Annotated in this window: 11 protein-coding genes and 1 pseudogene; 3 read left to right on the top strand and 9 right to left on the bottom strand. The window is 64.4% G+C overall.

Annotation, left to right across the window (positions count from 1 at the left end; all coding sequences use genetic code 11):
* Window positions 1-140: 140 nt before the first annotated feature.
* The 8 genes from J2X50_RS14190 to J2X50_RS14225 form a co-directional block, all read right to left on the bottom strand.
* Entirely contained in the window at window positions 141-2,153 is a 2,013-nt protein-coding gene (locus tag J2X50_RS14190; RefSeq protein WP_429095913.1) for a putative 2-aminoethylphosphonate ABC transporter permease subunit, read from the bottom strand.
* A 1-nt stretch (window position 2,154) separates the two neighbouring features.
* The gene (locus J2X50_RS14195; protein WP_429095915.1) at window positions 2,155-3,315 is read right to left on the bottom strand and encodes a putative 2-aminoethylphosphonate ABC transporter ATP-binding protein; all 1,161 of its coding nucleotides are present in this window, start codon (window positions 3,313-3,315) and stop codon (window positions 2,155-2,157) included.
* Between the two features lie 75 nt (window positions 3,316-3,390).
* Window positions 3,391-4,413 (bottom strand): putative 2-aminoethylphosphonate ABC transporter substrate-binding protein, encoded by a 1,023-nt coding sequence (locus tag J2X50_RS14200; RefSeq protein WP_429095917.1) that lies wholly within the window; start codon window positions 4,411-4,413, stop codon window positions 3,391-3,393.
* Window positions 4,414-4,678: 265 nt separating this feature from the next.
* A complete protein-coding gene (locus J2X50_RS14205) occupies window positions 4,679-5,518 on the bottom strand; it encodes an EamA family transporter (protein WP_429095919.1) in 840 nt (279 codons plus the stop codon).
* 163 nt (window positions 5,519-5,681) lie between these two features.
* Complete coding sequence (gene phnY, locus J2X50_RS14210) at window positions 5,682-7,139, bottom strand: phosphonoacetaldehyde dehydrogenase (protein ID WP_429095921.1); 1,458 nt, start codon at window positions 7,137-7,139, stop codon at window positions 5,682-5,684.
* Window positions 7,140-7,297: 158 nt separating this feature from the next.
* On the bottom strand, window positions 7,298-8,554 hold the full coding sequence (phnA, locus tag J2X50_RS14215; protein WP_429095923.1) for a phosphonoacetate hydrolase: 1,257 nt from the start codon (window positions 8,552-8,554) through the stop codon (window positions 7,298-7,300).
* Window positions 8,555-8,585: 31 nt separating this feature from the next.
* Window positions 8,586-9,788 (bottom strand): 2-aminoethylphosphonate--pyruvate transaminase, encoded by a 1,203-nt coding sequence (locus J2X50_RS14220; protein WP_429095925.1) that lies wholly within the window; start codon window positions 9,786-9,788, stop codon window positions 8,586-8,588.
* 133 nt (window positions 9,789-9,921) lie between these two features.
* Window positions 9,922-11,589, bottom strand: a complete 1,668-nt coding sequence (locus J2X50_RS14225) for a Na/Pi cotransporter family protein (protein ID WP_429095927.1) — start codon at window positions 11,587-11,589, stop codon at window positions 9,922-9,924.
* 321 nt (window positions 11,590-11,910) lie between these two features.
* Here J2X50_RS14225 and J2X50_RS14230 point away from each other — a divergent pair, with 321 nt between their 5' ends.
* The 3 genes and pseudogenes from J2X50_RS14230 to J2X50_RS14240 form a co-directional block, all read left to right on the top strand.
* The gene (locus J2X50_RS14230) at window positions 11,911-12,780 is read left to right on the top strand and encodes a LysR substrate-binding domain-containing protein (RefSeq protein ID WP_429095929.1); all 870 of its coding nucleotides are present in this window, start codon (window positions 11,911-11,913) and stop codon (window positions 12,778-12,780) included.
* A gap of 31 nt (window positions 12,781-12,811) precedes the next feature.
* Complete coding sequence (locus J2X50_RS14235; protein WP_429095931.1) at window positions 12,812-13,237, top strand: hypothetical protein; 426 nt, start codon at window positions 12,812-12,814, stop codon at window positions 13,235-13,237.
* A pseudogene (locus tag J2X50_RS14240) lies at window positions 13,238-13,345 on the top strand (LysR family transcriptional regulator); the annotation flags it as partial.
* 102 nt (window positions 13,346-13,447) lie between these two features.
* On the opposite strand, the gene J2X50_RS14245 reads toward J2X50_RS14240, so the two are convergent.
* Window positions 13,448-14,263 (bottom strand): helix-turn-helix domain-containing protein, encoded by an 816-nt coding sequence (locus J2X50_RS14245; protein WP_429095933.1) that lies wholly within the window; start codon window positions 14,261-14,263, stop codon window positions 13,448-13,450.
* Between the last annotated feature and the right edge of the window lie 28 nt (window positions 14,264-14,291).

The following is a 14,291-nucleotide window of genomic DNA, read 5'->3' on the forward strand; positions in this document are numbered from 1 at the left end:
CCCACAAGGGGGAGGGGGATCTTTTGGCACCGCCGTTGCGCTCCATTTTGCGACGAGCTGGTTGGCAGCATTGGCGAGGTCGTCCCCCTCCCCCTTGTGGGGAGGGGTTAGGGGTGGGGGTAACCTCACACAATCCCGTCCTACCTCGCCCGCCAGGCCTGGGTGCGCTTGATCAGCACCCGCGACAGGAACAGGTGGATCAGGCGGGCGGCGGCGTTGGTGTAGAAGATCATCATCGCCATGGCCGCGGCCGGGGCCACGTCGCCGGCGTCGTCCATGTTGAGCACCGCGACCGACGCCAGGGTCGTGTCCTTGGAATAGAGGAACACCACCGCCGACACCGTCGTCATGGCGTTGACGAACATGTAGATCGAGATGTCGAGGATTGCCGGCAGGCAGACCGGCACGGTAACGCGCGCGAACAGCTTGTAGAAGGGCTGCTTGAGCGAGGCGGCCACCGGCTCGAACTCCTGGTCGATCTGCTTCAGCGCCGTCAGCGCCGTCAGGTGCCCCACCGTGTAGAAGTGAGTGATAGTGCAGACCACCAGGATGGTCATGGTGCCGTAAATGGCGTGCAGCGGATTGGCAGGGTCGTTGAAGAAGAAGATGTAGGCGAGGCCCAGCACCATGCCGGGCACCGCCATGGGCAGCATGGCCAGGAACTGGAACGCCGTGCGGCCGCTGCGGAAGCCCTCGGTCTTCTCGACCATATAGGCGCCGACGAAGATGATGGCCGTGCCGATGACCGCCGTCAGCGCCGCCAGCCTGATCGAGTTGTAGTAGGAACCCCAGCCGCCGCCGTCCATGCGGTCGAAGGCGTAGTGCTTGAGGCTTAGGCTGAGGTCGTAGGGCCAGAGCTTGACCAGCGCGGCGAACTGGCTGGTGACCATGATGCCGAGGATGAACACGGCGATCAGCGAGCACCAGGCCAGGCACAGCGTGTCGAAGCCGCGGTTGGGCTTGGGCTGGTAGGGCACCGAGCGCGCCGACAACAGCGCCACCTGCTTCTTGGTCACCATGCGGTCGACGAAGAAGGCGGCGATGGCCGGGACGAGCAGGATGACCGAGACGACCGCGCCCATCTCGAAATTCTGCTGGCCGATGACCTGCTTGTAGATGTCGACGGCAAGCACGTCGTACTGGCCGCCGATCACCTTGGGCAGGCCGAAATCGGTGATGACCAGGGTGAAGACGACGAAGGCCGCCGAGATCAGGCCATAGCGCGCGCCCGGAATGGTGACCGTCCAGAAGGTGCGCCAGCGGTTGGCGCGCAGCGAGGCGGCTGCCTCGTAGTGGCGCTGGTCGGAGATGGCAAGGGCGGTCGAGATGATGATCATCGCATGCGGGAAGGCAAAGAAGATCGAGCCGACGACGATGCCGAGCGGGCCGTAGATCGACGCCCCCATCAGAAGGTCCCTGAGCATGCCCTGGTTGCCGAACAGGTAGATCAGCGCGATTCCAGGCAAAAGCGACGGCACCAGGATCGGCACCATGGCGACGAGCTTGAAAGCGTCCTTGAAACGCATGCAGCTGCGGTTCAGCGCATAGGCGAAGCCGAAGGCGAGACCCACCGTGACGACTGTGCTGATCAGGGCGATGAAGACGGAATTCTCGATCGACCGGAACAGCGTCGGCGTCGAGAAATAGGCGGCGTAATTTTCAAGGCCGAGCGCGCGCGACGGCCGCAGCATTACCCGGCGGAAGTCGTTCGAGGTCAGCTCCTGCCATTCGGTGCCGGACTGCGGCTTGAGGCCGATCAGGTAGGTGGCGTCGGACGTGGTGCCGCGGATCCTGTATTTCACCGGGCTGCGGAAGCTGAAGTCCGGGAAGAGCGCTGTCGCCTGCAGGCGCCCGTCCGCATTGGTGGCGAGCTTGGCCGGCAGCAGCGCGCCGAGCCTCTCGTTCAGCGCGGCGGCCGTAACCGGCTCGCCCCAGTTGCCGTCCTTGTCGCTGACCTGGAACTCGAAATTGGCGAGGTTGAAGCTGTAGGTCGAAAACGACTTGGACAGCATGATCGCCAGCGGTGCCGCCAGCGCCACCACGAGGTAGAGCGCGATGACGACCATCAGGCCGCGCTTGATCAGTTCGTCACGGTCGAGCTTGAGCCGCAGCGTACGGCCGACGGGCAGGGCGGTGTCGAGGGCCATCGCCATGTCACGCGCCGCTGGGATAGATCAGCAGCCGTTCGGCCGGCAGCTCGACGGTCAGTGCCCCGCCCCGCACCAGCGACAGGCGACGCGCGGCGTTGATGGAGAAGTCGGCGATCAGCGTCTCGTTGCCGAGCGCGTGGCCGTTGAGCCGCGTGCGCCAGAAGGAGCCGAGGAACTCCATCTCGCCGATGGTGACGTCGATGGCGTTGGCGGTGGCACCGTTGGCGAAGGAACCCGCGGCATGTGGAATGACGTCCTCCGGCCGGATCGCCGCGATGACCGGCGCACCGTCGTCAAAGCCGTGGGGTGCAGAGTGGAAGGTCGCGGCGCCGAAGCCGACGGCGCCCTTGGCGGCCTTCGCCTCAAACTTGTTGGCCTCGCCGATGAAGTCGGCAACAAACAGCGTTGCCGGGTGGCGGTAGATCTCGGTCGGCGTGCCGATCTGCTCGATGACGCCGTGGTTCATCACCACGATGCGGTCGGCCATCGACAGCGCCTCTTCCTGGTCGTGGGTGACCATGATGGTGGTGACGCCGAGCTTGCGCTGCAGCTCCTTGATCTCGTGGCGCAGATGGGTTCGCACCTTGGCGTCGAGCGCCGACAGCGGCTCGTCCAGCAGCAGCAGGCCCGGCGAAATGGCGATGGCGCGGGCAAGCGCGATGCGCTGCTGCTGTCCGCCGGACAGCTGGGCCGGATACTTGTTGCCCTGGTCGGGCAGGCCGACGAGCTTGAGCAGCTCGGCGACGCGGGCCTCGATCTCGGCGCGCGGGCGCCTGGTGTTTTCGAGGCCGAAGGCGATGTTCCTTTTGATCGTCAGGTTGGGGAACAGCGCATAGGACTGGAAGACGATGCCATAGTCGCGCTGCGACGGCGGCAGGGTCGAGACGTCGCGGCCGCCCTGGTGGATCGAACCGCGCGTCTGCAAGTCGAGGCCGGCAACGGCGCGCAACAGCGTGGTCTTGCCGCAACCCGACGGGCCGAGGAAGCAGATGAATTCGCCCTCGCTGATGTCGCGCGATATGTCCTTCAGCGCGTGGAAATCGCCGAAGGCTTTCCAGACGTTTGCGATTCTGAGATAGGCTGGCTTCACGTTCAGGCTGGCGGCGGTCATGGCGCTCACTTCAGTCGGAATTCGCGGCTGCCCGGCAAGGGTTTCGTGTCTCATCGTAACCATCCGGCTTGGGGGCAAGGGTGCGGGCGCAGCACGAGGCGGCGCCCGCTCGTCGGGGGTGGCTGAAGGTCAGCTCTTCGGCTCGGACTTCGAGTCGTAGCGCTTGGTCCATTCCTCGAGGATGGCGTTGCGGTGGTTGGCCGCCCATTCAAAGTCGTTCTTGATCATCTTGGATTCGATGTCGGCGGGCAGGTGCTCAACCGGCTTGGCGACGCCGGGCATGGCGACGACCGCATAGCCGACATTGTACATCTCGTTGGCCTTCTTCGAGACCGACCAGTCGAGCAGCGTCTTGGCGGCTTCCTCCTTCGACGTGCCGGCGACGATTGCCGACGCTTCCATGTCCCAGCCGATACCTTCCTCAGGAATGATGATGTCGATGGGCGCGCCGTCTGCCTTCGACTTGGCGGCGCGGAACTCGAAGGAGATGCCGATCGCGGTCTCGCCAGCGGCCGCCATCTTGCACGGCTTGGAGCCGGAATGCGTGTAGGCGGCGACGTTCTGGTGAAGGCCGTCCATGTAGGACCAGCCGTCCTTCTCGCCGAACAGCTGGAGCCAGCTCGACACGTCGAGATAGCCGGTGCCCGACGAGGCCGGGTTCGGCATCACGACATGGCCCTTGTATTCAGGCTTGGTCAGGTCCTTCCAGCTCTTCGGCGCGGTCAGGCCGAGCTTCTGGCCCTCGACGGTGTTGAAGCAGATCGAGGCGGCCCAGGCATCCATGCCGACCCAGCTGGGCGGGCTGTCGCTGTCGACGAAATTGGGCTTCAGCTGGTCGGCGCCCTTGGGCGCATAGGCTTCCAGCATGCCCTCGGCCTTGAGAACCAGAAGCGAGGTTGCGGCGAGGCCCCAGACCACGTCGGCCTGCGGATTGTCCTTCTCGGCGAGCAGCTTGGCGGTGATGACGCCGGTGGAGTCGCGGATGAAGTTGAGCTTGATGTCGGGATGGTCCTGGTTGAACGTCTCGGCATAACGCTTGAGGTCTTCGGCCTCGATCGCCGTGTAGACGGTCAGCTCGGTCTCCGCCCAGGCCGCCGATGACATCAGCACCGTCGCAAAGGCGGCAAGTGCGAAGGTCTTCTTCTGGTTCATTGAAATGGCTCCCATTTGAATCGCTTAGGCACGTTCTGATTGGGAGAGGTCCTGCCGGGTCGCGTTGTCAGCTTGTGCCCGTTTGCGCCTCGTCCATGGTCGATAGTGGGAACGAGGGGTCAATAAGTAAAATCTATTCTTTTTATGATCTGGTAGGCTGAGCTTATGTGATGCACATGCTTGCGACAGGCATGTGACAAGCCTGCCGAAAGCATGTGCATCGGCAGCGAAATCGACCCGGAAAAGCCAGAAATTGTCGCCGGTTTCAGCCCGAGAAGGCGAGCGCAATGACACCGCAGGCGACTATGACCGCGGAGACGATCCGCGCCGGCCAGGGCCTTTCGCCGAATATGAACAGGCCGATGAGGGCGGCGATGATCACGCTCGATTCACGCACCGCCGACACCGCGCCCAGCGGCGCGATGGTCTTGGCGTAGATGACGAGCCCATAGGCCGAGACGGCGCCAAGACCCCCGACGAGGCCGAGCACGACGGTCTTGCGGTCGATGGTGTGGATCGCTCTGCGGCGCCGGATAAGCACGAACAGCGTCACCGGGAATTCGAGCAGGAACAGCCAGCCCATATAGCCAAACGGGCTGTCGGACAGGCGCACGCCGATGCCGTCGATGACCGAATAGGAGGCGATCAGCACGCCGTTGATCGCCGCCGCACCCACGGCGCGCGGGTCGGCATGCGCCGCGCCGCGCTGGAAGGCGAGGAAGGCAATGCCGAAGGTGATGGCGCCGAGGCCGACCCAGCCCAGCGGCGGCAGGGTCTCGCCGATCATCACATAGGCGCCGAAGGCGACCAGCGCCGGGGCCAGGCCTCGAGCGATCGGATAGACCTGGCTCAGGTCGCCGAGCCGGTAGGACTGGAACAGGAAGACGTAGTAGCCGTAGTGGATGACCGTCGACAGGAAGATGTAGGTCCAGCTCGCATGCGACGGCGGAGTGGCGAAGAACACCAACACGAAACCGAGCGTTGCATGGGTTGCCGACACTGCAGCCAGAACGACGGCGCGGTCCGTCGCTGCCTTGACGACCGCGTTCCAGCTCGCATGCAGGAAGGCCGCCACCAAAACGATGGTGAGTGCGAAACTGGACATGCGTTCAGGCTTTTGAAGCTGGCATGCGATCGAGGGGAGTCGGGAATGTTCCGGTCGAGCACGCGCCTGATATCGGCAACAGCATTTCCCCTCCAAGCAAATGAGGGAGCACTGGGGCTCCCTCATCGACACTCATCTGATTTGCCGGCTCAAGACAAGTGGCTCAGGCCCAGGGCAAAGAGAAGGTCTTGACGTTGGTGAAGCTCTTCATCGCTTCGATGACGCCTTCCTTGTAGCCGTTGCCCGAGTCCTTGATCCCGCCAAATGGCGACATCTCGATGCGATATCCGGGGACTTCCCAGATATTCACCGTGCCGACCTGCAGGCCGGCGATATACTTCTGCATGCGGCGGAAGTCGTTGGTGCAGACGCCCGAAGACAGGCCGAAGGCGGTGGAGTTGGACAGCGCGATCAGCTCGTCGTCATTGTCGGGCGCGCGCACGATCGGGATGATCGGGCCGAAGGTCTCTTCCATGACCAGTTCCGAGGTGTGCGGCACGCGGTCGACGACGATCGGCGGCAACAGCGCGCCCTTGCGGCCGGGGTCGTAGAGCACTTCGGCACCCTGCTCGGCCGCCATGTAGACGCGGCTTTCGAAGAGGGTGGCGGCCTTTTCGTGCACCACGGTGCCGAGGTCGGTCGACCGGTCCATCGGGTCGCCGAACCTGAGCTTCTTCGCCCGCTCCAGCACCATCGGCACGAAGCGGTCGGCGACGCTTTCCTGGCACAGGATGCGCTTCACCGCCGTGCAGCGCTGACCGGAGTTCTTGGTGGCGCCGGCCACCGCGAGATCTGCCGCCCTGGCGAGATCGTCGTCGGAAAGGTCGTTGAGGATGATCAGCGGGTCGTTGCCGCCGAGCTCCAGCACCTGGCGCTTGTAGCCGGCGGTGCGGGCGATCAGCTTGCCGACAGGCACGCCGCCGGTAAACGTGATCAGCTCGATGTTTTCGTTGGTGATCATCTCGGCGCCGATGTCGGCGGGCATGCCGGTCACGACTGACAACATCTCTGGCGGCAGGCCGGCCTCGTAGAGGATGTCGGCGAGGATCAACGCCGTCATCGGCGTCAGTTCCGTCGGCTTCACCACCACGCAATTGTTGGTGGCGATCGCGGGTGCCACCTTATGCGCCACCATGTTGAGCGGGTGGTTGAAGGGCGTGATCGCCGAGATTGCCCTGAGCGGCTCGCGCGTGGTGAAGATCTTCCGCGCTTTTCCGTGCGGAGTGAGGTCGCAGGAGAAGATCTGGCCGTCGTCCTGGATGCACATCTGCGCCGACAGCGTGAACACGTCATAGGCGCGGCCGACCTCATAGAGCGAGTCCGCCTTGGAGATGCCGAGCTCCAGCGTGATGATGTCGGAGATCTCTTCCTTGCGCGCGGCTAGCGCCTCGGCGGTGCGGAACAGGATCTGCTGGCGCTCGTAGCGGGTCAGCTTGGGCTTGTAGTTGGCCGCGATCTCGAAGGCCTGGCGGGCGTGCTCGGCACGCCCTGCCGGCACCGTGCCGATAACGGCATCGGTGTAGGGGTAGTGGACGTTGACGACGCCGTCGGCATCGACCTTGCGTCCGGCGATGCGCATCGGCTCGTGGCGCACCTTTATCGAAGTTTCGATCTTGGTCATGTCGGCTCCTTCACCCTCCCCCTTGTGGGGAGGGTCGGCGCGAAGCGCCGGGGCGGGGGTCCATTCATGTCGAGCCAGGGACCCCCACCCCGTCTCGCGAACTTCACTTCGTTCCGTTCACTCGTCGACCCTCCCCACAAGGGGGAGGGTGAAGATGGTCAGGCCAGCGCTGCCGCCATGGCGGCGTAGAAGAACGCATCGAAATTGCGCAGCACCGGCTCGTTGGGCAGCGTCGGCAGCTTGCGGTTGACGATGAACGGCACCGCCTGCTCGGTCAGCCCGCCATGCGAGCGCAGCGGCTCGTTCAGCGCCGCGAGGTCGTGGCGATGCTCGCTGGTGCCGATTGTCTTGTTCTCCGAAGAGACCAGGACGATGTCGCCGATGCGGTCGGACGGCAGCTCGAAGCGCTCGCAGGCGGTGGCGTTGTCGATGACGACGTCGATGCCTTCGATGGCGGCGAGGCGCTTCATGATATCGGCCTGGTCGGCACCTTCGGGCAGGTAGGCGGTGGCGAACGAGCCGAGCGCGCCGTGATGGACGACATAGGGGTCGGTGATCGGCAGGATGACGCGGGCGGCATCCTTGCCGAGCCACTGGTCGAGCACATCCTGGACATAGACCACGTCGGGCGAGCCATCGGCCTTGTGCTTGGGCTTCATGCCATGGTCGGCGGTGATGACGATTGCCGCACCGAGCGCGTCGAGTTCGCCGAGATACTTGTCGAACATCTCGTAGAAGGCGTTGGCCTGGGGCACGCCGGGCGCATATTTGTGCTGCACGTAGTCGGTGGTGGTCAGGTACATCACGTCGGGACGGAATTCCTTGAGCAGCTTGACGCCGGCGGCAAAGACGAACTCCGACAGTTCGGCCGAGTAGACTTCCGGCACCGGCTTGCCGAGCCAGGCGGAGGCGTTGTCGATGCCGTGCTCGGCCTTGGTCGAGACATCGGACTTCTCCGACGAGAAGCAGATGGCGCGGCCTTCATCAAATTTTAGGCCGCTGCCGAGAAGCGCCCGCAGCTTGTCCTTGGCGGTGACGACGGCAACGCGGGCGCCGGCATCGTAGAAGGCCTGGAAGACGGTCGGCGCGCGTAGGAAGCGCGGGTCGTTCATCATCACTTCCTTGCCGGCCTCGCGCTCGTAGAGATAGTTGCCGCAGATGCCGTGGACAGCAGGCGGACGGCCGGTGGCGATCGACAGGTTGTTGGGGTTGGTGAAGCTCGGGATGACCGAATGCGCGGTGCGCTCGGTGCCCTTGGCGCGAACCTTCACGAGGTTCGGCATCAGGCCTGCCTTGATCGCCTCGTCGAGATAGGCCGGCTCGCAGCCGTCGAGGCAGATGGCAATCGCCGGCACGCGCGGCCATTCGTAGGTGCGGCCGTTGGCGCTGACATTGATCGTGGTCATCTTGTTCATGGGAGGAAGGTCCTTTGTAATCTTCTTGTTGTCAGGCGGCGAGCTTGGCGCGCTCGGCGATTGCAGCAGCGGGGGGAGCAGCCGTATCGACGCCCATTTCGCGCAGCGACTGGCCGGCGGCCTCGACCACCTTGCGCATGACGTGCTCGTCCATCCGACCGATGCAGCCGATGCGGAAGCTGTCCACCACCGTCAGCTTGCCCGGATAGATGATGAAGCCCTTTTCCTTCATCAGATCGTAGAAGCGGTCGAAGGCGAAGTCGGGATGGGCCGGGCAGAAGAAGGTGACGATGATCGGCGACAGCCAGCGGTCCTTGAGCAGCGTCTCGAAGCCGAGCTCGCGCATGCCTGCCACCATCACGTCGCGGTTGCGGGTGTAGCGGGCGCCGCGGCCGGCGACGCCGCCTTCGGCCTCATGCTGGCGCAGCGCCTCGAGGAAGGCGGCGACCACATGCGTTGGCGGGGTGTAGCGCCACTGGCCGGTCTTGTTCATGTGCGCCCACTGGGCGTGAACGTCGAGGCTGAGCGAATGGCTGCGACCCTTGGCGGCTTCCAACGCGCTCTTGCGCGCAATGATGAAGCCGAAGCCGGGCACGCCCTCGATGCACTTGTTGGCCGAGGATACCATCGCCTCGTAGCGGATCTCGCCGACAATCAGCGGGATGGCGCCGAAGGCGCTCATCGAGTCGACCAGGAACTTGCGACCCTTGGCGTAGACGACCTCGGAAATCTCGGCGACCGGGTTGAGGATGCCGGAGCTGGTCTCGCAGTGGACCAGGATGACGTGGGTGATGGCCGGGTCGGCATCGAGGGCCTTGGCAACCTCGTCGCCGCGCGGCGGCATGTAGTCGCCCTTGTCGATGGCGACGTGGTCGCGGCCGAGATAGCCGAGCGTCTGGACGATGCGCTGACCGTAGGCGCCGTTGACCAGCACCAGCGCCTTGCCGTCACGCGGCACGAAAGAGCCGAGCATGGCTTCCACGGCGAAGCTGCCCGAACCCTGCATCGGCACGCAGTCGAACTCGTTGTTCCCGTCGCCGAGCATGGCGAGCAGCCGCTGGCGCATCTCTGCCGTCATCGCCCGGAAGTCACCGTCCCACGAGCCCCAGTCGCGCAGCATCGCCTGCTTGACGGCATAAGACGTGGTCAGCGGCCCGGGAGTGAGCAGGTAGGGCTCGCCCAGTGCCGGAGCAGGGAAGGGGGCCTGAGCCGCAAGCTTATGTTCGGACAGCATTTTCGTCTCCTCGCCGTCATCCGGAATTTGCCTATGGCCCACCTTGGAATCCCCCGATCCATATGTACAATCGTTATTTCGTATACAATGATAAGTTCAACTGATGATAATCAAGTGACAACGGCGAAGCCGCTCAGGCCGTCTTCGCCAGCCGGCTTTCGAGCAGGTCGCCGCTCTGGGTCAGGATTGGATAGGCGACCGAGACCAGCAGCGAGTTGAACTCCTTCAGCGCCCGCACCGCTTCCAAGTGGATGTCGCTGGTCTCGATGCTCAGCACGGTGCCCGATTGCAGGCGCTTGAGGTGGCGTTCGTGGCTGTCGCGCTCCAACTTGCGCATGCGCTCCTTCTCCACCACCAGCTGGCGCGCCGCCTCGAGGCCGCCCGACACCAGCACGTTCATGGCGATCTGCATGTTGGCCAGCACGCGGTCGTGCAGGGCGGTCAGCTCCGACCAGCCCTCGCGCGAGAAGCTCAGCCGCTTGTCGCTCTTCTCCTCGGCCAGCACCAAGAGGTTCTTGGCGATGATGTCGCCGGCATGTTCGAGATTGATGGCGAGGTCGGTGAGTTCGATCCCGCGCCGCGCCTCGTCCTGGCTCATGGTGCCGCGGTTGACCTCGGCAATGTAGAGCTTGATGTCGGTGTGGGCGCGGTTGACCTCCTCGTCGAGCCGGCGCAGCTGCGCCACGCGCTGCTTGTCGCCGCTCTCGAAGAGCTCCATGACCGGCCGCAGCATGATCTCCACCGTCTCGGCCATGCGCAGCACCTCGCGGGTGGCGCTCGCCAGCGCTACGCCCGGCCTCTTGATGACGGTGCGGTCCAGCGCGCTCTTGCGACGCGACATCAGGTCGAAGGTTTCTTCGCCAACCGGGACGTCGGGCAGGATCCGCCGCGCCAGCCTCTCCATCGCCACAGTGAAGGGCAGGCAGGCGACCAGCAGGGCGAGGTTGAAGGCGAGGTGCAAGTTGACCACCTGCCGGGCGGCATTCTCGCCGAACCAGGACATCGGCAGGGTAGCCGCCTGCAGGCCGAGCAGGATGATGACGCCCGCCGTTGCCCGGAAGATCAGGTTGCCGAGCGGGATGCAGCGCGCCTCGATGGCCTGGCCGCGGGTCAGCCCGACGGCAACCAGTCCGGCGCCGAGATTGACGCCGAGGATCATCGGCAACGCCACCTCGGCCGGCAGCACGCCCTGTGCCGCCATCGACATGAACAACAGCACCGAGGCGACGCTGGAGTGGATCAGCCAGGTGAACAGGGCGGCAGCACCAAAGGCCGTCACCGGGTCGCCGCGCAAATAGTCGATCGCCATCGGCAAGAGCGCGCTGTGGCGCATCGGTGCCGTGGCCTCGCCCACCATGCGCAGCGAGATCAGGATGAAGGCGATGCCGAGAAGCGTGCGCCCGGTCTGCTTGACGATGCGCGCCTCGACCTTGAGGAACATCGTGGCACCCGCAAAAAGCAGCAGCGGCACCAGCCAGGAAAGGTCGAAGGACAGCGCCTGCACAACCAGCGCCGAGCCGACATCGGCGCCAAGCATGACGGCGAGCCCGCCTGAGACCGTCATCACGCCTGTCGCAGCGAAACCGGCGGCGAGCACGGCAACGGCGGTGGCGCTCTGGAGCATGACGGCGAGCACCGTGCCGGCCGCGGCTGCCCGCACCCGGCCCCTGGCTGCGCCGCGCAGCGCCTCGCGCAGCAATGCGCCATGCGCCCGCTCGACCCCGGTGCGCACCATGCGCACGGCCCAAAGCAGCAGCATGATGGCGCCGGCCAACTGCAGCAGGATGTAAAGAAGATGCATTGTGCCGTGCCTCCCGACGCGCGGCGCGCAAGGGTGGCGCCTGCTCTATCCTTGGCACGGAAAATCATAAATCAAATCGTTAGTTTCGATATTTCTATCGGTCCTGTTTATTGTTATCCTGACGCTGCGTCGTGGGTCGTACCCCCACCCCTAACCCCTCCCCACAAGGGGGAGGGGGACTTCCTTCCACCCGCATCGCCAATGTCCTCGACTTCAGGCGCTGGGCGGCAGCGAGATTCCCCTCCCCCTTGTGGGGAGGGGTTAGGGGTGGGGGTGCCCACAGTCGGGATAGGCGCCATCTGTCCACGTCAAGGAGCAGGCATGCGCTACGTACAGCTCAGGGCTTTTCACTATGTCGCGGTGTGCGGCGGCTTTTCGCGCGCCGCCGAAATGCTTTTCCTCACCCAGCCGGCGATTTCCGACCAGGTGCGCAAGCTGGAGGAAGAGTATGACGTGCTCTTGTTCAACCGCCACAAGAAGCAGGTGACGCCGACAGAGGCCGGCAACAAGCTGCTCGAGATCACCCGCCGCATGTTCGACACCGAGCAGCAGGCGCTGGAACTGCTGTCCGAATCGCGCGCCCTGCGCTCGGGCACGCTGCGCATCGTGGCGGATGCCGCCCACCACCTGCTGCATATCCTCGGCCAGTTCCGGCAGAAATATCCGGGCATCCAGGTCTCGGTGCGCGCCGGCAACACCGAGACGGTCATTTCCAGTCTCTACAGCTACGAGGCCGACATCGGCGTGCTCGGCGAGATCCCCACCGGCCGCGACTTCGAGGTGGTGAAGCTGAATTCGACGCCGGTCGTCGCCTTCGTCTCGACCGACCATCCGATGGCCAGAGCCAAGTCGCTGTCGCTGCACGAACTGTCGCTGCTGCCGCTGGTGATGCGCGAGCGTGGCTCGAAGACACGCGCCAAGCTGGAGGATCTTGCGTCCAAGGAAGGCTTCCAGTTCAAGCCGGCGATCGAGGCCGAGGGCCGCGAAGCCGTGCGCGAGATCGTGGCGTCGGGCGCCGGCGTCGGCTTCGTCTCGGCCGCCGAATTCGGCCAGGACGCCCGGCTGGTGCAGATCCCGATCGCCGCGCCCGAGATGCTGATGGACGAGGCGCTGATCTGCCTGCGCGAGCGCAGCGGCGGCAAGCTGGTGCGGGTGTTCCTCGACATCGCCAGGGCGATGGCGGCGGGGTAGGCGCAGAACGTAATTGAATGGGATTGCTGAAATGACCGTCGTCGCTGTTGTCTTGATCTGGCTAGGTGCGTCGAACGCTTTTTTGGCGATGACCGTTGAAACCTGCACTGGCGGGTCTGCCGATAGCTTGATGGGCGGCATCTACACACTGGTTCTCTATGCCGTCGGGCTGATCTTATTGTTCTACCGGCGCCCAGGGCGGCTGGTTTATCTTAGCTTGGTCCCACCCCTCTTGGTCGCGGCCTGGCATACCAAATATGCTGTACTTTTTGGCGTGGGGTATTGGCTATTTGACATGTCCGCCTGCTCGGTCATGCCAGTAGGGTTCCCCAATCCGGGAATGGATGGTCGTGAGCCTTTCATGACGGTGTTGTGGGGCGGACTAAGCTTGCTGATTTGGATCGGCGTGGCTGCATGTCTTTACCGTGCAAGAGGTACTGGAAACGCCAGAGCATAGCTGGTGCAGATCCCGATAGCTGCGCCCGAGATGCTGATGGACGAGGCGCTGATCTGCCTGCGCGAGCGCAGCGGCGGCAAGCTGGTGCGGGTGTTCCTCGACATCGCAGGGCGATGGCGGCGGGTTGAGGATGCAAGGGCCGGCGGGCAGGCATCGCTTTCCGCCCGTGTCGACCGGCATCGCGAACAACCTATTTTCGGCTGCCGCCGCTCAACGACGCTTCTCGATGATCTGGATGAAACGCGCGAAAAGCTCGGCCTGCGAATTGATGCCGAGCTTGCGATGGATGTTGCGGCGGTGGACCTTGACGGTGCCCGGGGCAACGCCGAGCGAGCGGGCGATGGATTCGGTCGAATGGCCCTGCAGCACCATGTCGACGACATGCATCTCGCGCACGGTGAGCGAAAGGCTCTCCCAGATACGGGTGCGGTCGAACTCGTTGACCGGCGCCGATGCGTTCTTTTCCGTCGATGCAGGCTGCTCCGTTCCCGGCAGTTCCGGCCAGCGCTGACGGCAGAGTTCGATGACCAGGGGAGCCATGTCACGCAGCTTGCGCGCGTCGGCCGTGCCGAACGGCCCCGATGCCTTCAGCCGCATCAGCGACAGCACCACGGCATCCTTGCCGGGCAGCGGCACGAAGAATCCCACCTCCTCCGAGAGTTTCGTCTGGCTGTAGTATGAGCGGAAATATTCGCTCGCATAGAACCGGTCGGGCGCCAGCTCCCGCATCCGCCAGAAGCCTTCCTTGCGCTCGATCGCCGCGTGATGGAACGGGTCGAGCAGGTAGGGACCCTCCTGGTAGAGCGCCACGAAGACATGACTTTCGCTGGGCGAAAATGTCTCGAACAGCATCGGCGGGCGCGCCGCCCCGCGATAGCCGAAAACCACGCAATGGTCGAAGGACACATGCCGGCTGAGCCACGCGACCAGCGCATCGCCGAAGCGATAGCCGCTGGTCTCCCGGGCCGCGGCAACAACCGCCGCCAGGTCGCCGAAATCGTCGCCGCGGGAAGTTTGCCCTTTCAAAATGATACCACTCCAATCCAACAAATAG

It is taken from the genome of Aminobacter sp. BE322, assembly GCF_050433525.1.
GTDB lineage: Bacteria > Pseudomonadota > Alphaproteobacteria > Rhizobiales > Rhizobiaceae > Aminobacter.

Coding starts and splice junctions, on each gene's coding strand:
- J2X50_RS14235 (WP_429095931.1), top strand. CDS start 12,812: ATGACCGTCGTCGCTGTTGTCTTGATCTGGCTAGGTGCGTCGAACGCT.
- J2X50_RS14195 (WP_429095915.1), bottom strand. CDS start 3,315: ATGAGACACGAAACCCTTGCCGGGCAGCCGCGAATTCCGACTGAAGTG.
- phnA (WP_429095923.1), bottom strand. CDS start 8,554: ATGAACAAGATGACCACGATCAATGTCAGCGCCAACGGCCGCACCTAC.
- J2X50_RS14200 (WP_429095917.1), bottom strand. CDS start 4,413: ATGAACCAGAAGAAGACCTTCGCACTTGCCGCCTTTGCGACGGTGCTG.
- J2X50_RS14190 (WP_429095913.1), bottom strand. CDS start 2,153: ATGGCGATGGCCCTCGACACCGCCCTGCCCGTCGGCCGTACGCTGCGG.
- J2X50_RS14230 (WP_429095929.1), top strand. CDS start 11,911: ATGCGCTACGTACAGCTCAGGGCTTTTCACTATGTCGCGGTGTGCGGC.
- phnY (WP_429095921.1), bottom strand. CDS start 7,139: ATGACCAAGATCGAAACTTCGATAAAGGTGCGCCACGAGCCGATGCGC.
- J2X50_RS14225 (WP_429095927.1), bottom strand. CDS start 11,589: ATGCATCTTCTTTACATCCTGCTGCAGTTGGCCGGCGCCATCATGCTG.
- J2X50_RS14205 (WP_429095919.1), bottom strand. CDS start 5,518: ATGTCCAGTTTCGCACTCACCATCGTTTTGGTGGCGGCCTTCCTGCAT.
- J2X50_RS14220 (WP_429095925.1), bottom strand. CDS start 9,788: ATGCTGTCCGAACATAAGCTTGCGGCTCAGGCCCCCTTCCCTGCTCCG.